Origin of the sequence: Sinomicrobium kalidii, from assembly GCF_021183825.1 — a bacterium.
GTDB classification, from domain to species: Bacteria; Bacteroidota; Bacteroidia; order Flavobacteriales; family Flavobacteriaceae; genus Sinomicrobium; species Sinomicrobium kalidii.
The window spans coordinates 1,936,286-1,954,944 of sequence record NZ_CP089211.1; the positions used below are offsets into that span (position 1 = coordinate 1,936,286).

Genomic DNA, 18,659 nt, shown 5'->3' on the forward strand with positions numbered 1-18,659 from the left:
CGGTCTTTTTATATTTAGCCTATTTGCTTGTTTTCAACTTGAGCCAGCAAGAGTTGAGCGTTAAAAAGTTAATGAGTTAATAGGTATTGTGGGATTATGCCCTTATCCCTACCTTTTTAAGATTGTGAGCCATGGCCACAAGCCCTATTTCGGTTTCTACCTTATCAAGTCCCCTGAGCATAAAGCGTTTGAAGTCCATATTCTGTTTTATATTCCCAAAAACGGCTTCCACATCCCAGCACCTTCTTTTTCGGTGGGCAATGCCTTCTTTTGAGAGCAACAGTGCTTTGGCCTTTGCCTTTAACCGTATCAGTTCATGGTTTCTCATAATGATCCGGTTGCCTTTGGCTTTATGGCAGCTGCCCCTTAACGGGCAGCCCTTACAGTTTTTTGCCCGATAGAGGTCATAGACCTGTAGGTAGCCATTGCCGGTCTTTCTTTTTTGCTGTCCTATATGTTCCATAGGTTGTCCCATAGGACAGTAACAGGTATCGGTTTCTTTATTGTAATAGAGCTTGTCAGGATGGAACGGGGCTTTGTCCTGTTTACCATTGGTCTGCCTTTGTTCCTTGTGGAAATAGTTGTACTTTACATAGGCCTCAATATCCTTGTTTTCCAGGGCCTGGTAGTTCTCTTGGCTTCCATAACCGGCATCGGCCGTTAGGCTCTGGGGAGTTTGGAGGTAACTTTCTTGAAAATCTTCCAAGTGGGCTATCAGGGCGGTGGTATCGGCTGTGGTCTGAGCCAAAGTGTAGTTCACTATGAACTGGTTGTTGGTCGAAGCCTGTAAGTTGTAAGCGGGCTTGAGTTGCCCGTTTTTCATAGGGTCGTCCTTCATCCGCATAAACGTGGCCCCGGGGTCGGTCTTACTCATGCTTCCACGATGCCCTAACTTCTTTTGCTGTTCATTGTACCTGGCGATGTTCCCAGGCCAGTGCTTTTGGGCATAACCCAGTTTTTGTTTGATCTTTTTCTCTACCGCTTTGCCTTCCAGAGCCTGGTTGATCTGTGCAATGGTTGCGGATACTTTTTCAGGATCAATAGCCTCGAACTCCGGGGTGTTGGGGAGTTGCTCCTGCTCGGCATAGACTTTTTCCACATAGTTCCACAGTTCCCTGAGTTGTTTTTCAATACGCTCGCGGGAGGTTTTGATGCTCTTGCCCCATACAAAGGTATAGCGGTTGGCATTAGCCTCGATCTTGGTTCCGTCCACATAGAGTTCCTTCAGGCTTAAATAACCCTGTTCGGCTAAGAGCACCACTACTTGATTAAAGATTTGCTTAAACTTGTCCTTTAGCTTGCCGCTGCGGAAGTTGCTGATGGTATTGTGGTCAGGCTTGGCCCCTCCACTGAGCCAGATAAAGTGAATGTTCTCGTTCAAGGCCTGCTCAATCTTGCGCGAAGAATACAGGTTACGCAAGTAGGCATAGACCAAAATCTTTAACAGCACTTTAGGGTGATAACTCGAAGTACCACCCCCACGGTAGGTCTGCTCCAAACTAATCAGGTCTACCGAGTCTAAAATCGTGTTGACAATACGTACAGGATGGTGCTGAGGGACCAGCTCATCATAACTGGGTGGAAGCAGGCTCAACTAGCCTTGATCGTAGGGCTTCCAGGTGACTTTTCGGCTCATGTTTAAATTTACAAACACAAAACCTAAATTCAAAAAAAAGAAGCTGCCTTTTTAGACAGCCTCTTTGTTTTTTCTCCCCGTCCATAATATTTAATTTTATCAAAACAACTGCATGAGCCCCATAAACAATTCCGCTACAAAAAAATAAAAACATCCTTCCCCTGAACCCGGTCTCCACCATTAAAACCTGCCATTATCCCCAAAATTCACTACTTTTGATAAAACTTAAAAACTAAAACATGGGGATCATTCAAACCTTACATTCGTACTGGGCTTATTTAACCCTGCTCATGCTTATCATCGCTGTGGTCAATGCCATAACAGGCTATTTCAGCAGCAAACCTTTTATTATGGGGAAAGACCTTCGTATCAGCCTGTTTGCCCTTATTTTTACGCATATCCAACTGCTTTTGGGCATTATCCTGTATTTCGTGTCCGAACGCTTTTCGCTCTGGAGCGAACTGGGTGCAGGAGGGGTCATGAAAAATGACCTCGCCAGGCTATTGCTCGTTGAACACCCTTTTACCAATATACTCGCCATTATACTCATCACCATCGGCTGGTCCAAACACAAAAAAGTGGATAGTGCCAAGGGAAAATTCGGAAAGATCGCCTTTTTCTATACCCTCGGACTTATTTTATTGCTGAGCCGCATTCCCTGGGGACAGTGGATGTGACTCGTGCAAATCATTTGACCGGGCTGCAATGCGTTAAAGAGATCATATGCTCCCCCTTCAGGGGGAGATGCCGGAGGCAGAGGGGGTGTATCAGACAAAAAACAAATCCATGCTGAACACATTGATATCCTGTATAGAAGACAAGGGCGTAAGAGCCACCCCGGTGAGAATACTCACCTTGGAACAGTTCTATAAGGATGCCAATGCCAAAAGTCTGACCGAACTGCAAATACTACTGGATACCGTGGACAAAGCCACCATTTACCGCACCCTCAAGACCTTTGAAAAACACGGTATCCTTCACGCCATAGACACCAACGGTGATGCCGTAAAATATGCCCTGTGCAGCCCGCTTTGCAGTGCGGAAGAACACATACATACCCACCCCCACTTTGTCTGCGGGAAATGCGATGCTACCTACTGCCTGGACAAAACCCGGGTAGCTGTCGATAACCTTCCTTCCGATCATTCCATAAACAACATTGCCGTGATCGTAAAAGGGATCTGCCCTGCCTGTAAAACCTCCTCCTGATCGGCTGCTCGGGCAGGGTCCAACACGATTCCAGTATTCCCATACCATTTACACCGATTACAGAATCCTTCCCGGACAAACTTTGCAACCGGGTTACACAAGTTAAACCGTAATTTTACCCCGTAAATCGAAATTACGGACACGTAAACACTATATTCGTGCCATGTCATCCGTAATAAAAACAAGATCAGATGGAATCAAATCATAAAGAACATACCGGATGCGACCATGATCACGGAGGCTTTTTAGGAAAAAATACCGAACTTATCTTTTCCCTGTTGTGCGGAGCCCTGCTACTCACCGGGTTTCTCCTGAATAAATTTTCTTCCTGGGACAACACGCTTTATATTTATATTCCTGCTTATTTCTTCGGCGGATATTTTGCTGCGAAGGAAGCATTTGAAAAGATCAGGCAGGGCGGGTTTGAGATCGATTTCCTGATGCTCGTCGCTGCTGTGGGGGCGGCCATTCTCGGCAAATGGGCAGAAGGTACCCTGTTGTTGTTCCTCTTCAGCCTCGGACACGCCCTGGAACATTACGCCATGAACAAGGCCCGAAACTCCATCAAGGCCCTGGGTAGCCTCAGTCCCGGGACCGCACTGGTAAAGAAAAACGGCACCAGTGAAGAGGTGCCCGTTGAAAATCTGGAAATCGGGGACACTATCCTTGTGAAGCCGAATAGCAAGATCGCCGCAGATGGTATTATCATCAGCGGACAGAGCAGCATCAACCAGGCGCCCATTACCGGGGAAAGCATTCCCGTAGACAAACACGCTGCCGAAGACCCGGAAAAATGGACCGAATTCGCTTCCGTACCGAAAGAAAACAAGGCTTTTACAGGCACCATAAACGGAAGCAGCAGCCTTGAGATCAGGGTACTCAAACTGTCTAAAGATTCCACCCTGTCCAGGCTTGTCGCACTGGTAAGCCAGGCCGAAGCAAAACAATCCCCTACCCAACAGTTTACCAAAAAGTTTGAAAAAATATTTGTCCCTGCCGTTATCGCACTGGTAATACTCCTCTGTTTTGCCTTTGTAGTGGTTGATGAACCCTTTCCGGTCAGCTTTTACCGGGCCATGACCGTACTGGTAGCCGCCAGCCCGTGTGCACTGGCCATTTCCACACCAAGTGCCGTATTGAGCGGAGTGGCCAGGGCTGCACAGGCCGGGGTGCTGATAAAAGGAGGTAAGGCCCTCGAAAACCTGGGATCCCTCTCGGCAATAGCATTTGACAAAACCGGGACCCTCACCAGGGGCGAACCCCGGCTGACCAACGTTATTCCTTTAAACGGGATTTCCCGGGAAGAATTCCTCTCCTGTATCCTTGCCGTGGAACGCCTCAGTGAGCATCCGCTGGCCAGGGCCATTGTGAGGGACGTTTCGGAAATGCCGGAAATACCTGTTAACGGGACCGATGAAGCTACGGATATCGAAGCGCTCCAGGGAAAAGGAGTCAGGGCCACATATGCGGGGGAAACCGTGTATATCGGAAATCCCGCACTTTTCGAAGAAGACCTGGGGCATATTCTTTCCGACGGTATCCGGGATCAGATATCCGGTTTCCAGGAAGAAGGACACACCTCCATGCTTGCCAAAAAAGGGGATACTTTTATCGGGATACTCACTTTAATGGACACCCCGAGGGCATCTGCAAAAACAACATTAAAGGCCCTGCGGGATATTGGTATTCGGAAAATGGTAATGCTCACGGGCGACCACCAGAAAGTAGCCGACGCCATTGCCCGGCAAACGGGCCTTACCGATGCTTACGGCGACCTCCTCCCCGAAGACAAGGTAAATGCCATTCGTAAACTCAGGGAACAGGAAACACAGATCGCCATGGTAGGAGACGGGGTAAACGATGCCCCTGCCATGGCCAACAGTACCGTGGGCATAGCCATGGGAGCCGCCGGCTCGGATGTAGCGCTGGAAACCGCAGATATCGCCCTTATGGACGACAAACTGGAGAAACTTCCGTTTGTGATAGGCCTCAGCAGGAAATCCAGGAACATCATCCGCCAGAACCTGTTTATCAGTCTTGGTATTGTATTGTTCCTCATCCCTTCGGCCATTATCGGGTTTACGGGTATCGGCCCAACCGTGGCCATTCACGAAGGGTCCACACTAATTGTGGTTTTCAACGCCTTGCGCCTGCTCGCATATAAGCGTTGATTTTTTGAGTTCAGGAGTTGTTTGCCACTAATACACGAATGTTTTTTATATGACCACCCTAAGCTCCTCCTTTGTGACGAAGGCGCCGTACTGTCCCGCAAGCGGGATGGGGAGTTTGACCAGGCCCAAAATCTGGGTATACCCCTGGCTTTTGTATTTTTCCTGTGGCTTGCCCTCCGACCAGACTGAAGTCTGCCCACCTCCCTTCTCCCGATCCCGATGGATATCGGGAGAAGGGAGGAGCTTGTTTGACGTCTCAAACAAGGGTTGTAATTTTGAAACATTTTTGATTCATAGCGCTTAAACATTATTCACGTTTATTAAGTTTACCAAGGACCTGAATAACTTAGTAACTCAACCAATAATCAGAATATCCCTTTTCAGAGGTTAAAATAAAACACACTGAATTACATAAATAGGTTAGGTTTACTGTCAACCAGGATTCCTTTTAACAACAGGGTGAGCGTCAGTGCGCCTTTTTACTGTCCCCGGGGGCCTGTTCACGCGAAAACATCCCGTAATCCCGGATTACCCCGGCTACCCGGAGCCTGTAGTCTTTAAAAACACCGGCCCGGCCCTTCTTCTGGGCAGCCCTGTGTATTTCCAGTGTACGCCACGACTTTACCGCTTCTTCGTCTTTCCAGAAAGAAAGGGAAAGCAGTTTTTCCGGTTGTGCAAGGCTTTGAAACCGTTCTACGGATATAAAACCTTCCGTCCTTTCCAGTGCTTCTTTCAGGTCGGCTGCAATATCCAGGTAGCCCTGTTTGTTTTCGGGATGTAGCTCCACTTCAAAAATTACGGCTATCATAATAGTTCAGGATTTAGCATTTAAAACTTTGTTATATTGTCAGTTTCAGGTTTATATTATGCGGTATCCTGGCATTGACCAGGGGTTCATAAGTGATCTCCGGTTGTAATAGTTCGATCCCGTGATACCGGGATGCCATGTAATGCAGTGTCTCCGAAGCCAGGGCAACAGAAAAATGATCGGCGGGACAACGGTGTATCCCGGAACTAAAAGACAGATATTCCCCGTTATTTCCCCGGTTGATATCGAATGTAGCCCCATTGTCAAAAACCGAAGCATCCCTGTTAGCCGATGCCAGGACCAGCAGAAGTTCATCCCCTTTTTTCAGGAAACATCCGCCGCACTCCACATCTTCCGTCAATATTCTTCGGGTATTGTGAAAAACCGGGTCGAACCGCAGTGTTTCCACTACCAGCTTCCGGAAATAATCAGCCTGTTTTTCTTCCGCAGGGTTTTTTCTGTACAGGTACTGCAAAAGCGAATTGCCCAAAAGCCCCCGCATGGCGTCATAACTTTGAATACACAGGCCCATAAGATTGGAAACATGCACCTCACCAAGAACCCGACCGGGATACACAGATCGGAAATGGTTTTTAATCAGCGGGTATACCTTTTCCGAAAATGCATTTAACCGATGTACCTCTTCAATACCTGAAGTACCAGTCATATAAAGTTTCACCACATGCATATGCGATATTATAAAATCAATATCGTCATTTCTGAGCCGGAAACTTTTCAGCAAAACGGTGAGGGGCAATATCCCCGCTATTGTTTCGGCCCATTGCAGTTTTCCCGTATCAGCCGCTTTCAGTAATCCGTCAAGGACTTCCGTAACATTTACGGGCTGCATCTGTTTTACAAGGTCTTTTGTTGCCGCTTTCCGCAAACCATGTTCCGGAGGATCACTCCTGCGGACCAGGTTTTCCCTTATCTCCCGTGCATATTTGTTCCATAGCTTCTCCTCCTCTCTTCCCATCCCCTTTCGAGGTATTTCTACCACACCGCTTTTCAGGAAAAATTCACAATCACGATACCCATATACGGCCCAGACCTTGTTTTTCCCGTCGTAATATACAGGATGTTTATCCCGCATCCGGGTGTAAAATCCAAAAGGATCGGCTGTTTCCGATTGCAAGAAGGTGGTGTTGATATGCTTCATATTTTTGAGTTATTTACCCTGCAAGATTAGTCCATTTCACTATTAAATATTTCATTCCCGAATGAAACATAAAATATTCCGCTTCCCTAATTTTGTATAAAAACAGGACGATGACTTTCGAAGATCAGTATAAGCATATCATTTCCCTGCTGGGTGAACCTGTCCGTGCCTTAATGCTCTGGCATTTGCTGGACGGCAGGGCCTACACGGCGGGCGAACTGGCCGTTTGTACCGACATTACCCCGCAATCGGCAAGCAATCACCTGCAAAAGCTTTTATCGGGCAGACTCCTGGTTGTGGAAAAACAGGGGAGGCACCGTTATTACCGGATCGCTTCTCCGGAGGTGGCCTATGTAGTGGAATCCATTGCCAACCTGATCCCTCCGGAAGACCGGAAATCTGCAAAGCAGTCCGTTCCCGTATCCGGGCAGAGGTATGCCAGGACCTGCTACGATCACCTGGCCGGAAGAGCCGGGGTTGTACTGAGCGAAGCCCTGCTTGCAAGAAAGATATTGATCCCCGGCAACGGTACTTTTACCGTTTCCCGGGAAGGGAAAGCCTGGTTTTTACAACTGGATATAGATGTGGATATGCTCCGCAATAAAAAACGTTCGTTTGCAAGGCCGTGCCTGGACTGGAGCGAAAGAAAGCATCATCTGGCCGGAGCACTGGGCGCCGCCCTTCTGGACAGCATGATCGCATTACAATGGCTGCGGAAAAAGCAGGGATCACGTGAAGTGGTCATCACTTCCGAAGGAAAATCAAAGCTGTATGAGTTACTGAAAGTCAACCTCTGACTTTCTTATCTTCCCTAAAACCAAAAACCGAGATTAAAGAACCAAAGCCCCTTCCCCCGCTCCGGCGACCAGGAATACTTCAGTTCAATGGGGCCTACAAAGGTTTCCAGTCCGTAGCCTATGGCATAGCCGGTATAGGTAGGTGAGGTAATCCATTCACCATCCTCAAAAATACCATTGCCTGCGTTCGCCATATTGGCTGTAAAGTTCAGGTGGTTTTTCCGCATAAACTCATAGTCTACGGTAGCTGTTCCCTTGACATAGCTGTCCCCTCCGAAACTGATAAAATCGTAGCCCAGAAAAGGAGTAAAATTATTAATGAGGTCATTGCCGTATCCGCCCAGGAAAAAGCCCAGGGTTTCCACATCACTTTTTCCGATCTTAAAACCGCCTTCGGTGGAAAGGTTAAACGAAAGGTTTCTGTACAACGGCATGGCGAAACCCATTTTTGCCTTGGCAATGGAAAACCCGTCAAAATTGTTATTGTAATCGGAAGAAGCAAAATAAAAGTGGAAATCGCCGTCAAAATACAGCCCTTTTCTCGGAAAATAACGGTTGTCGTAGGTATCTAATTTCATAAAGCCGTAAGTGCTGTAAAAGTCACTGTTTTCAAATACCGCCTTTTGACCGTCTCCCTGCGATATGGTCTCCGACTCTATCTCCAGACGTTTATGCTCCAGCCCGGCACCTACGGAAAATTCTTCCCGGAACACCGTTTGCAGATAGGCCTGGTTAGTCAGGTCCGATAATTTTGCACCGATGGTATTCAGTCCCTCTACCGGTGGCTGTTGTTCTGTTTCTTCGAGAAATTCCGCATCGACATCGGTGGTAAACCTGTTATAGGATGACCGGAAACCAAAACTCCAGTAAAACCCCTTGTCCAGGTAATACTCCAGGTTGTACCGGAGGTTGTCTCCCAGTATCATATCGAGAGACAATACATCATCATCGAAGAGGAATTGTTTTTTGGTGATATTGATCAGGGCCGCACTTTTGTACAGCGCATCGTAATGCACTCCGAACCGGAGAAGCATGGTCCTTTTATTTTCCTGGAGTTTCATCAACATACTGTGCTCGCCTTCATCGTCCTTCACGAACCTGTACCTGATACTTTCAAAATTATTGGTAGCCGATAAATTGGCCATCCCCTGGTCCAGCTTGGTAAAAGGCACTTTCCCTGAGGTTGTAAACCGCAGTTTTCCTTTAATATATGCCCTGGAGTACTTGTCATTTCCTTCCAGGGTAAGCCCGTTGATCTCTACAGTGTCCCGCACCGGAATGTGCAGGGATCGCGGTGGGGTAGTCTGCCGGGCAGCCAGCGCCTTCAGTTCACCTATTTGTTTCCTGGCAGCCACTTCGCCATTGGCTATGATCCGTGGCCCTTCGTCAAAGGATACTACCGTAAAATCCTTGATATCGGGCTTAATGTAAACATCTGTCTGTTTGGCTTTTTTCTTCATGTCATTTACCGTACGGTAATTGTTGATCTGCAACAGTATATCCGCAGCGGAATTTAACTCATCCCGGTCTGCCAGGGCATCCTGTACATCAATACCCACCACTACCTCTGCCCCGAGGGCCTTTAGTTCATCTATGGGATAGTTATTGACCACGCCTCCGTCAATAAGCACATCATCCCCGATCTCGCCCGGGTTGAACAGGGACGGAAACGAACCGCTGGCCAGAATGGCTTCGGGCAGATACCCCTTGTCCAGTACCACCGGCTCTCCCGTTTCTACATTAGTGGCAATACAAAAAAACGGTATGGGTAATTTGCTGAAATCTTCTACGTCATTCACGTGATACAGCAATTTTACCAGCAGGTTATATACATTCTGCCCCTTGGACAATGCCCTTGGAAATGATATTTTGAAATTGTCGAACGGCAGGGTAAGTGCATAGCGTTCCGAATTTTTCTTTTCGTAAAAGGTACGGGCGGAACGGGGTACATTATCCTGGATAAGTTCGTTAAAGTCCACCACGTGAAAAATGGAATCGAGTTGGCTGGCCGTATATCCCGAAGCATACAACGCCCCGATAATGGCCCCCATACTGGTCCCCCCTACATAGTCTACACGCACCCCGGCTTCCTCGATGACCTTTAACGCCCCGATATGCGCCAGCCCTTTAGCACCACCACCACTCAGTACCAGGCCTACCTTAACGTCTTCCGGATTGTTTTCCTGTGTATATCCGCATATAACGGTCATGCTCAGCAGGAACAGGAATACATGCTTTTTCATACTTCTGAATTTTAACCTAAACCCTTTTTAATAATATCGAATGTTGAATGTCGAATCACGAACGCCGAAATAAAAAATCACCTTCAAAACACTACTTCATCCTTCTGCATTCTCCGGCTCTGCGGTTCATCATTCCAATCCATTTCAAATAAATGTTGAGTAACGAATGTCGAATATCGAACGCCGAAGTAAAAAATCACCATCGAAACACTACTTCATCATTCTACATTCCGCGGTTCTGCGGTTCATCATTCTTCAGTTCTGCGGTTCGATATTCATCTTACTTTTAAGACTTTCCTATATTATTCCTCTTTTCCGTTGTTTTAATACTTGTTACGAAGATAGCAGCCAATTCATTATTTTCCTTTAAAAGCCTTTTCAACATTTCTATATCTGTAATCAATTTCGCTCCTTTCTTGTATCTTCAGGTTTATCAACGATTCCCTTAATTCCTTAAGACAAACTTTCATTTTATGCAAAAAATCCCTTTTGGATTCAGCACTTTGGGCCTCTCCATAATTTAACGCCACTGATGTCGTGGACCGAATTAATTGTTTTGACAAGTGTTGCGAAGCAAAACCTCCTTCAAGCTTTCCACACGCCAAAATAACATCAACTGAAAACCGAATTAATCTCTCTTCTAAATCGTACCTATAATTTTCCATACAATGAAGATTTTAAAATTGAATAATGAATATGTTTATACCACGCAATCCCGTGTCCTTACAAATCACTTTATCATTCGTTATTCTTCGGTTCTGCAGTTCGATATTCCAATTCCCTTCATGGAATGATGAATTTCCAATACTGAATCACGAACGCCGAAATAAAAAATCACCATCAAAACAATACTTCATTATTCTGCATTCTCCGGCTCTGCGGTTCATCATTCCAATCTATTTCAAATAAATCTTGAATAACGAATGTCGAATAACGAACGCCGAAGTAAAAAATCCCCTTCAAAAACACCACTTCATCATTCTGCATTCTCCGGCTCTGCGGTTCATCATTCTTCAAGTTCTGCGGTTCGATATTCCACATTCCTCTCATAATATACATAAAAAACCCTGCCCGCTGCGCCCCTTAGTGAAAATAATCGTAAACCTTCCTGGCCTTTGCTTCCCCGATTACCCCGGAGATCTCTTCCAGGCCTGCTTCTTTTACCCTTTTTACGGAACGGAACTCCTTTAACAACTCTTCTGCGGTCTTTTGCCCCACACCTTCGATATTGGTAAGCTCACTGCCAATAGCCGCATTGCTACGCTTGTTCCTGTGAAAGGTGATCCCGAAACGGTGGGCTTCATTCCTGAGGTGCTGGAGGATCTTCAGGGTCTCTGACTTTTTGTCCAGGTACAGCGGAACGGAATCTCCGGGATAGTATATTTCCTCCAGCCGTTTGGCAATGCCTACTATAGCAATTTTTCCGCGGAGCCCAAGAACCTCCAGGCTTTTCAATGCCGAGGACAACTGTCCTTTACCTCCATCTATAACGGTAAGTTGCGGCAGGGATTGTCCTTCTTCCAGAAGTCTTTTGTACCTTCGGAATACCACTTCTTCCATCGAGGCAAAGTCGTCCGGGCCTTCCACGGTTTTGATATTAAAATGGCGATAATCCTTTTTACTGGGCTTCCCGTCTTTGAAAACCACACAGGCCGCAACCGGATTAGTACCCTGTATATTGGAATTGTCAAAACACTCTATATGGCGTGGTTCCTGTTTTAACCGCAGGTCCTGCTTCATCTGTGTCATGATCCGGTTGACGTGCCTGTCCGGATCGGTGATTTTTACCTGCTTAAAGCGTTCCTGGCGGTAGAAGCGGGCATTTCTTTCGGACAATTCCACCAATCTTCGCTTGTCCCCCAGTTTGGGCACCGTAACCTTGATGTCGGCCGGAACCTTTACGGGGAACGGAACGTAAACCTCCCGCGACTGTGAATGAAAACGCTGGCGGATCTCCGTAATGGCCAGTTCCAGCAACTCCTCGTCGGTTTCCTGCAGTTTCTTTTTCATTTCTATCGTATGGGCACGGATGATAGCCCCGTATGACAACTGTAAAAAGTTGACATAACCATAACTCTCATCGGAAACCACGGAAAACACATCCACATTGCTGATTTTCGGGTTCACTATGGTAGACTTGGCCTGGTAGTTTTCCAGGATTTCAATCTTTTCCTTGATCTTCTGGGCCTCTTCAAACTGCATGTCGTCTGCGAATGCCTTCATCCGCGCCCTGAAACTTTGCAGGGAATCCTTGAAATTTCCCTTGATGATCTCCCGTATTGCCCTTACCTGTGCTTCGTATTCTCCTTCAGACTGCAACCCTTCGCACGGTCCCTTGCAGTTCCCCAGGTGGTACTCCAGGCAAACCTTGTACTTCCCGGCCGTTATTTTGGCTTCAGACAGGTCATAGTTGCACGTCCTCAGCGGATACAACCCTTTGATAAGCTCAAGGAGGGTACGAATGGTTTTCATGCTTGTATACGGCCCGAAATATTCAGAACCGTCCTTTATTACCCGTCTTGTGGAAAAAATACGGGGAAAACGCTCTTTTTTTATACAAATCCACGGGTAGGACTTGTCGTCCTTGAGCAGGACGTTATACCTGGGCTGGTATTTTTTAATAAGATTGTTTTCCAGAAGCAGCGCATCGGTTTCGGTGGGCACCACAATGTGTTTTATATCGGCCACCTTTTTCACCAGAACACGTGTTTTCCCGTATTCGTGCTTTTTATAAAAATAGGAAGAAACCCGCTTTTTGAGGTTTTTTGCCTTGCCCACATACAATATTTTCCCGTCTTTGTCGTAAAACTGATATACGCCGGGACCGTTTGGCAGGGTTTGGAGTAGTATTTCCACGGAAGTAGTGCTCATGTAGCGAAATTAGTAATTTTATAGCTTACTTTTTGTTAGCTGTGAATTCCCGTTGACCATCCTGTTTAAAAAATGGCACGGTTTTTACAGTGTAATTTATATCTAAAACGATTAGTGGGGTATACCGGGAAAATCTCAGGTATTTTTCCGAACACAACCACTTAAAAATGTCGATCATGAAAAATTTGAAATGTATTTCCATTCTCGTCCTGATGGCCCTGTTTATCGCTTCATGCGGAGTACACAGGGTTCATACCAATGCCAAAGGAGATATTCCTCCGGGGCAGATGAAGAAGATAACCGGTGAAAAAAGCGCTAAAAAGTACGCGCCGGGGCAACAGAAAAAGAAGTATTAATTTTTTCCTATTTATTTTACAGGCCGGCCGGAAAAGGTATTGAGCCCCCTTTTCGGCCGGGCTTTTTTACACAATCACCAGATTTCCCATGAACAAAAAAGAACTTCGAAAAAAGTATAAAGAACTCCGAAACACGCTTTCACCGGAAAGCATCGATGAAAAAAGCCTCTCCATAGCCAACAGGGCTTTAACCCTTCCCGTCTGGGAAAAACAGTATTACCATCTTTTTCTTCCCATTGCCGAGCAGAAGGAAATAGACACTGCATTCATATTAAGTATTCTACAGGGAAAAGATAAAGAAGTCGTATTGTCCAGAAGCAATTTCGAAAACGGCACCCTTACTCATTACCTGCTCACCGACAATACGGTTATCAGGAAAAATGCCTACAACATCCCGGAGCCCGTTGACGGGCTGGAAGTCCCCGAAACTAAAATAGATGTTGTCTTTGTTCCCCTCCTCGCTTTTGACGAACTGGGGAACCGCGTAGGCTACGGCAAGGGATTTTACGACCGTTTCCTTGCACTGTGCCCCAAAAACACTATAAAAATAGGATTGTCTTTCTTTGAAGCGGAACAACACATAGAAGGGCTGCTGGAAAGCGATATAAAGCTGGATTATTGCATAACGCCGGGAAAGGTTTATTCTTTTTCCTGAACTTCTTCCTGCTTTTTAGGGAAAGCTTTTTTATGAAACAGCAGAAGTATGGCCACCCCGACACTTATGGCCGAATCCGCAAGGTTGAACACGGGTTCGAAGAAGCGGAAGTTCCTTCCCCCCACTCCGGGCACCCAGTCGGGCCAGGTGGTATCAATGAGCGGGAAATACAGCATATCTACTACTTTACCGTGAAAAAGGCTTCCGTAAGGCACCTCCGGGAACATTGTGGCTACCTGGTTGTAACTGTCGGTAAATATCAGCCCGTAAAAGACGGAATCCACGATATTTCCCATGGCGCCGGCAAAAATAAGGGCTATCGAAGCGATAAGTACCCTGGGACTCTCTTTTTTCACCGCATCATAAAGCCAGTAACCGATACCGCAAATAGCGAACAGGCGGAAAATGGTTAAGGTCATCTTTCCTGTTTCATCGGAGATAAAGGGAACAATATCGCTCAGCTTGGTTCCCCAGGCTGCACCTTCGTTCTCGATAAAGAGTATTTTAAACCAACTGAAAACGGTCACCGATTCGCCCAGGACAAAATGGGTTTTTATATAAATTTTGCTGATCTGATCTACCAGGACTACCAGGAAGATGATTAACGACGCTTTTTTTAGTGACATGATCCTTTTTACAAATATGTCCGCCGGGAGCGGATTTTAACAGTCATTTGTTTCTTTTCTCCTTTTCACAGGTGCCAAAAATACGAATAAAAGTCAGAAGTCCGGAGCAGGGAGCCGGAAGTTCATAATTCGCCTGTTCCCGTGAAAAAGAAAAACCTGCAGGGCATACGAAAGTACCGGCAGGTTTCTTTTATTTTCTCATACCATATACAGTGTCCCGGAACACGCTCCGGATCAAGGGACCAATTTTGTACCAACCAGAAAATATCAGCTTTTCTGCATGTTCTTGGCCTCGATACTCAAGGTAGCATGGGGAACGAGCTTTAAACGTTCCTTACTGATAAGCTTACCGGTTACCCTGCAAACACCATAGGTTTTGTTTTCTATGCGTACCAGGGCATTTTTCAGGTCCCTGATAAACTTTTCCTGCCTTATGGCGAGCTGGGTGTTGGCTTCCTTGCTCATGGTCTCGGAGCCCTCCTCAAAAGCCTTGAATGTCGGCGAGGTGTCGTCCGTACCGTTATTGCCATCGTTCATGTAGGCACTTTTTATCAGCTCCAGGTCTTTTTTGGCTTTGTCTATTTTTCCTTCTATCAGCATCCGGAATTCCTCCAGTTCATTATCGGAATATCTCGCTTTAACATCTGTATTCATAGCATTAATGTTTTTGAATAAACAATTTGGTATTCACATCATCAAAAGCAACTTCCGTACCGTTTTCCACGTGTTCTTCAAAATCGAGTTCTGCCGTCAGGGTTTCTGTCTTGATGTAATCCAGATTACTCGTTACAGCTTGTTCTACAAAACCATCCCTTTGAAGCTTCACGTCTATCTTGTCCGTTACATCAAAACCGGAGTCCTTCCGAAGGTTCTGAATCCTGTTCACCAACTCTCTTGCTACACCTTCCCTGCGAAGATCATCGGTAATGGTAACGTCCAAGGCTACGGTCAGCCCTTCTGAAACCGCTACTAACCATCCTTCTATATCCTGTGAAGATATCTCCACTTCATCGCTAACTAAAGTAGTGTTTTTTCCGTTAATTTCCACCTCAATCCGGCCATTTTGCTCTATTTTTTTAATATCGGCCTGTGTAAACTCTTGTATCACACTGGAAACCAACTTCATATCCTTCCCGAACCTCGGCCCCAGTTTCTTGAAATTGGGCTTCACGTGCTTGACCAACACCCCGGAAGCATCGTCCAGGAGTTCCACTTCCTTAACGTTCACTTCCGATTTTATAAGGTTGGCCACCGCCAGTATTTCTTCTTTTGCCCGGTCATCCAGCACAGGGATCATGATCTTTTGCAACGGCTGCCGCACCCTTATGCCTTCCTTTTTACGCAGTGACAATACCAAGGAGGATATGATCTGTGCCTTCTCCATCTTGCGTTCCAGTGATTTATCCACATAGCTTTCATCATACACGGGAAAATCCGCCAGGTGTACGCTTTCCGCACTTTCCTTACCGGTAACTGCCGTAAGATCCCTGAAAAGCCTGTCCATATAAAAAGGTGCTATGGGGGCCCCGAGCCGGGAAATCACTTCCAGGCAAGTGTATAACGTCTGATATGCCGAAATCTTATCCCTGCCGTAATCCCCTTTCCAGAAACGCCTCCTGCTAAGGCGTACGAACCAGTTGCTGAGGTATTCCTGCACAAAGTCCGAAATGGCCCTGGCAGCCCTTGTCGGCTCATAATCGGCATAAAAGTCGTCCACTTTACGGATCAGGGTATGCAATTCGGAAAGTATCCAGCGGTCTATCTCCGGCCTTTCTTCCAGCGGGACATCGGCTTCAGCATAGGTGAAACCGTCGATATTGGCATACAGGCTGAAAAAGGAATAAGTATTGTAAAGCGTACCGAAAAACTTGCGGCGAACCTCCCCTATACCCTCAATATCAAACTTCAGGTTGTCCCAGGGATTGGCATTGCTTATCATGTACCAGCGGGTAGCATCGGGCCCGTATTCCTTCAGGGTGTTGAACGGGTCTACCGCGTTCCCCAGCCGTTTGGACATCTTCTGCCCGTTCTTGTCCAGCACCAATCCGTTAGACACCACATTTTTATAGGCCACGGAATCGAACACCAGGGTACCTATGGCATGGAGTGTATAGAACCAGCCCCTGGTCTGGTCTACGCCTTCTGCAATATAATCTGCGGGAAATGCCTGCCCCTGGTCTATCTTTTCCTTATTTTCAAACGGATAATGCCACTGGGCATACGGCATGGAACCGCTGTCAAACCAAACGTCTATCAGGTCGGCTTCGCGTTTCATCGGCTTTCCGGAAGGAGATACCAGAACGATCTGGTCTACCACATTTTTATGCAGGTCAACCTTGTCGTAATTCGCTTCACTCATATCCCCGACTACAAAACCGGCAAATATGTCTTTATCCATCACCCCGGCTTCCACGGCTTTTGCCATTTCGGCTTTCAGTTCTTCCACGGAGCCCACAATAACCGTCTCTTTCCCGTCTTCGGTGCGCCATATCGGAAGCGGTATCCCCCAGAAGCGGGAGCGCGACAGGTTCCAGTCGTTGGCGTTTTGCAGCCAGTTCCCGAAACGGCCTTCACCGGTGGCCCTGGGTTTCCAGTTGATGGTGGTGTTCAGGTCGTACATCCTTTCCTTGACTTCCGTGACCTGTATGAACCAGGAATCCAGCGGATAGTACAGTACAGGCTTGTCGGTCCTCCAGCAATGCGGGTAACTGTGTACGTATTTTTCTACTTTAAAGGCCTTGTTCTCTTCCTTCAGTTTGATGGCGATCTCTACGTCTACCGATTTTTCCGGCGCCTCGCCGTCGTTATAATATTCGTTCTTTACGTATTTGCCGCCTATTTCCGATAGCTCACTGCGGAAACGGCCCTGAAGGTCCACAAGGGGTACGGGATTATTGTTGTTATCCAGTACCAGCATGGGCGGTATCTCCGGAGTAGCTTCCCGGGCCACTTTCGCATCGTCCGCACCAAAGGTAGGCGCCGTGTGTACAATTCCCGTACCGTCTTCCGTAGTTACAAAATCGCCGGAAATAACCCTAAAGGCATTTTCGGGATGTTGATACGGGAGGGCATATTGCAATAACTGCTCGTATTTTATGCCCACCAGATCCTTTCCTTTACATTCGGCCAGTACCTGATAGGGTATCTTCTTCTTATCCCGGGAATAGTGTTTAAAATCCTCTTCGTTTTCTGCCGGGTAATACTTACCGGTAAAGAGATTACTGACCAGGTTTTTGGCCAGCATCACGTGTATGGGCTCAAAGGTGTACTGGTTGAATGTTTTCACCAGCACATATTCGATCTTCGGGCCTACGGTAAGCGCCGTATTGGAAGGTAATGTCCACGGCGTTGTTGTCCAGGCCAGCAGGTGAATATCTCCGTACCCCTGCAGCATTCCGGGCAGGGTTTCTTTCTCTGCCCTGAACTGGGCGATCACGGTAGTATCGGTAACATCACGGTAGCATCCCGGCTGGTTGAGCTCGTGCGAACTCAGCCCCGTCCCTGCTTTCGGAGAATAGGGTTGTATGGTATAGCCCTTGTAGATAAGCCCTTTGTCGTATATCTGTTTGAGCAACCACCACACGCTTTCCATGTACTTGGACTTATAGGTGATATAAGGGTTGTCCATATCTACCCAATACCCCATTTTCCGGGTGAGGTCGTTCCAGATGTCGGTATAGCGCATTACAGCCTCTTTACAGGCGCGGTTGTATTCCTCTACCGATATTTTCTTTCCGATGTCTTCCTTGGTGATACCGAGTTCCTTCTCCACACCGAGTTCTACGGGCAGGCCGTGGGTATCCCATCCGGCCTTGCGTTTTACCTGATACCCTTTTTGTGTTTTATATCGGCAGAAGATGTCCTTAATGGCCCGGGCCATCACATGGTGTATCCCCGGCAACCCGTTTGCAGAAGGCGGGCCCTCGTAGAAAACAAAGGGTTCGCGGCCATCACGGATAGATACGCTCTTTTCAAAAACAGCATTCTCTTCCCAATATTTCAGGGTTTCTTCTGCCACTTCGGGCAACTCAAGTCCTTTATACTCGGTAAATTTCATGTATTTATTCTACTTATCGCTTTTAAGACTGCGAAATTAATCATTTTCAACGAATTGTAAAGGGGGATAAG

15 protein-coding genes are annotated in these 18,659 nt (G+C 46.8%); 6 read left to right on the forward strand and 9 right to left on the reverse strand.

The annotated features are described in order from the left end of the window. Nucleotides 1–94: 94 nt before the first annotated feature. Entirely contained in the window at nucleotides 95–1,594 is a 1,500-nt protein-coding gene (locus LS482_RS07655) for an IS1182 family transposase (protein WP_233031187.1), read from the reverse strand. A gap of 281 nt (nucleotides 1,595–1,875) precedes the next feature. On the opposite strand from LS482_RS07655, the gene LS482_RS07660 reads away from it, so the two are divergent. The 3 genes from LS482_RS07660 (at nucleotide 1,876) to LS482_RS07670 (ending at nucleotide 5,016) form a co-directional block, all read left to right on the forward strand. Next, nucleotides 1,876–2,313 carry a hypothetical protein gene (locus tag LS482_RS07660; protein ID WP_233031188.1) on the forward strand — a complete coding sequence of 146 codons (438 nt, stop codon included), beginning with the start codon at nucleotides 1,876–1,878 and terminating at the stop codon, nucleotides 2,311–2,313. 109 nt (nucleotides 2,314–2,422) lie between these two features. Beyond that, on the forward strand, nucleotides 2,423–2,845 hold the full coding sequence (locus tag LS482_RS07665; protein WP_233031189.1) for a Fur family transcriptional regulator: 423 nt from the start codon (nucleotides 2,423–2,425) through the stop codon (nucleotides 2,843–2,845). 191 nt (nucleotides 2,846–3,036) lie between these two features. Next, nucleotides 3,037–5,016 (forward strand): heavy metal translocating P-type ATPase, encoded by a 1,980-nt coding sequence (locus tag LS482_RS07670; RefSeq protein ID WP_233031190.1) that lies wholly within the window; start codon nucleotides 3,037–3,039, stop codon nucleotides 5,014–5,016. A 466-nt stretch (nucleotides 5,017–5,482) separates the two neighbouring features. Here LS482_RS07670 and LS482_RS07675 read toward each other — a convergent pair whose 3' ends face one another. Together LS482_RS07675 and LS482_RS07680 are read right to left on the reverse strand one after the other, a co-directional pair. Then, nucleotides 5,483–5,824, reverse strand: coding sequence for an antibiotic biosynthesis monooxygenase family protein (locus LS482_RS07675; RefSeq protein WP_233031191.1), 342 nt, complete (start codon nucleotides 5,822–5,824; stop codon nucleotides 5,483–5,485). Nucleotides 5,825–5,855: 31 nt separating this feature from the next. After that, nucleotides 5,856–6,983 (reverse strand): cytochrome P450, encoded by a 1,128-nt coding sequence (locus tag LS482_RS07680; protein WP_233031192.1) that lies wholly within the window; start codon nucleotides 6,981–6,983, stop codon nucleotides 5,856–5,858. Nucleotides 6,984–7,093: 110 nt separating this feature from the next. Here LS482_RS07680 and LS482_RS07685 point away from each other — a divergent pair, with 110 nt between their 5' ends. Next, the gene (locus LS482_RS07685) at nucleotides 7,094–7,780 is read left to right on the forward strand and encodes an ArsR/SmtB family transcription factor (protein ID WP_233031193.1); all 687 of its coding nucleotides are present in this window, start codon (nucleotides 7,094–7,096) and stop codon (nucleotides 7,778–7,780) included. 14 nt (nucleotides 7,781–7,794) lie between these two features. On the opposite strand, the gene LS482_RS07690 is transcribed toward LS482_RS07685, so the two are convergent. The 3 genes from LS482_RS07690 to uvrC all read right to left on the reverse strand — a co-directional run bounded on the left by LS482_RS07690 (nucleotide 7,795) and on the right by uvrC (nucleotide 12,894). Beyond that, the gene (locus tag LS482_RS07690) at nucleotides 7,795–10,023 is read right to left on the reverse strand and encodes a patatin-like phospholipase family protein (RefSeq protein WP_233031194.1); all 2,229 of its coding nucleotides are present in this window, start codon (nucleotides 10,021–10,023) and stop codon (nucleotides 7,795–7,797) included. A gap of 356 nt (nucleotides 10,024–10,379) precedes the next feature. Continuing rightward, the gene (locus LS482_RS07695) at nucleotides 10,380–10,688 is read right to left on the reverse strand and encodes a four helix bundle protein (RefSeq protein WP_233031195.1); all 309 of its coding nucleotides are present in this window, start codon (nucleotides 10,686–10,688) and stop codon (nucleotides 10,380–10,382) included. 418 nt (nucleotides 10,689–11,106) lie between these two features. Beyond that, nucleotides 11,107–12,894 carry an excinuclease ABC subunit UvrC gene (gene uvrC / locus LS482_RS07700; protein WP_233031196.1) on the reverse strand — a complete coding sequence of 596 codons (1,788 nt, stop codon included), beginning with the start codon at nucleotides 12,892–12,894 and terminating at the stop codon, nucleotides 11,107–11,109. Nucleotides 12,895–13,070: 176 nt separating this feature from the next. Here uvrC and LS482_RS07705 point away from each other — a divergent pair, with 176 nt between their 5' ends. Both LS482_RS07705 and LS482_RS07710 read left to right on the forward strand, forming a co-directional pair. Continuing rightward, nucleotides 13,071–13,250, forward strand: coding sequence for a hypothetical protein (locus LS482_RS07705; RefSeq protein WP_233031197.1), 180 nt, complete (start codon nucleotides 13,071–13,073; stop codon nucleotides 13,248–13,250). 88 nt (nucleotides 13,251–13,338) lie between these two features. Further along, nucleotides 13,339–13,905: a 5-formyltetrahydrofolate cyclo-ligase gene (locus LS482_RS07710; protein WP_233031198.1), complete on the forward strand. Its 567-nt coding sequence runs from the start codon at nucleotides 13,339–13,341 to the stop codon at nucleotides 13,903–13,905. Here the strand turns inward: LS482_RS07710 and LS482_RS07715 are convergent. From LS482_RS07715 to ileS, 3 genes are all read right to left on the reverse strand, one after another. Next, nucleotides 13,890–14,531 carry a lipoprotein signal peptidase gene (locus LS482_RS07715; protein ID WP_233031199.1) on the reverse strand — a complete coding sequence of 214 codons (642 nt, stop codon included), beginning with the start codon at nucleotides 14,529–14,531 and terminating at the stop codon, nucleotides 13,890–13,892. The genes LS482_RS07710 and LS482_RS07715 overlap by 16 nt on opposite strands. Before the next feature lie 267 nt (nucleotides 14,532–14,798). Further along, nucleotides 14,799–15,185, reverse strand: coding sequence for a TraR/DksA family transcriptional regulator (locus LS482_RS07720; protein ID WP_233031200.1), 387 nt, complete (start codon nucleotides 15,183–15,185; stop codon nucleotides 14,799–14,801). Between the two features lie 4 nt (nucleotides 15,186–15,189). Next, a complete protein-coding gene (gene ileS / locus LS482_RS07725; protein ID WP_233031201.1) occupies nucleotides 15,190–18,588 on the reverse strand; it encodes an isoleucine--tRNA ligase in 3,399 nt (1,132 codons plus the stop codon). Nucleotides 18,589–18,659 lie beyond the last annotated feature (71 nt).

Coding starts and splice junctions, on each gene's coding strand:
- LS482_RS07690 (WP_233031194.1), bottom strand. CDS start 10,023: ATGAAAAAGCATGTATTCCTGTTCCTGCTGAGCATGACCGTTATATGC.
- LS482_RS07710 (WP_233031198.1), top strand. CDS start 13,339: ATGAACAAAAAAGAACTTCGAAAAAAGTATAAAGAACTCCGAAACACG.
- LS482_RS07715 (WP_233031199.1), bottom strand. CDS start 14,531: ATGTCACTAAAAAAAGCGTCGTTAATCATCTTCCTGGTAGTCCTGGTA.
- uvrC (WP_233031196.1), bottom strand. CDS start 12,894: ATGAGCACTACTTCCGTGGAAATACTACTCCAAACCCTGCCAAACGGT.
- LS482_RS07670 (WP_233031190.1), top strand. CDS start 3,037: ATGGAATCAAATCATAAAGAACATACCGGATGCGACCATGATCACGGA.
- ileS (WP_233031201.1), bottom strand. CDS start 18,588: ATGAAATTTACCGAGTATAAAGGACTTGAGTTGCCCGAAGTGGCAGAA.
- LS482_RS07685 (WP_233031193.1), top strand. CDS start 7,094: ATGACTTTCGAAGATCAGTATAAGCATATCATTTCCCTGCTGGGTGAA.
- LS482_RS07660 (WP_233031188.1), top strand. CDS start 1,876: ATGGGGATCATTCAAACCTTACATTCGTACTGGGCTTATTTAACCCTG.
- LS482_RS07720 (WP_233031200.1), bottom strand. CDS start 15,185: ATGAATACAGATGTTAAAGCGAGATATTCCGATAATGAACTGGAGGAA.
- LS482_RS07665 (WP_233031189.1), top strand. CDS start 2,423: ATGCTGAACACATTGATATCCTGTATAGAAGACAAGGGCGTAAGAGCC.
- LS482_RS07695 (WP_233031195.1), bottom strand. CDS start 10,688: ATGGAAAATTATAGGTACGATTTAGAAGAGAGATTAATTCGGTTTTCA.
- LS482_RS07705 (WP_233031197.1), top strand. CDS start 13,071: ATGAAAAATTTGAAATGTATTTCCATTCTCGTCCTGATGGCCCTGTTT.
- LS482_RS07680 (WP_233031192.1), bottom strand. CDS start 6,983: ATGAAGCATATCAACACCACCTTCTTGCAATCGGAAACAGCCGATCCT.
- LS482_RS07675 (WP_233031191.1), bottom strand. CDS start 5,824: ATGATAGCCGTAATTTTTGAAGTGGAGCTACATCCCGAAAACAAACAG.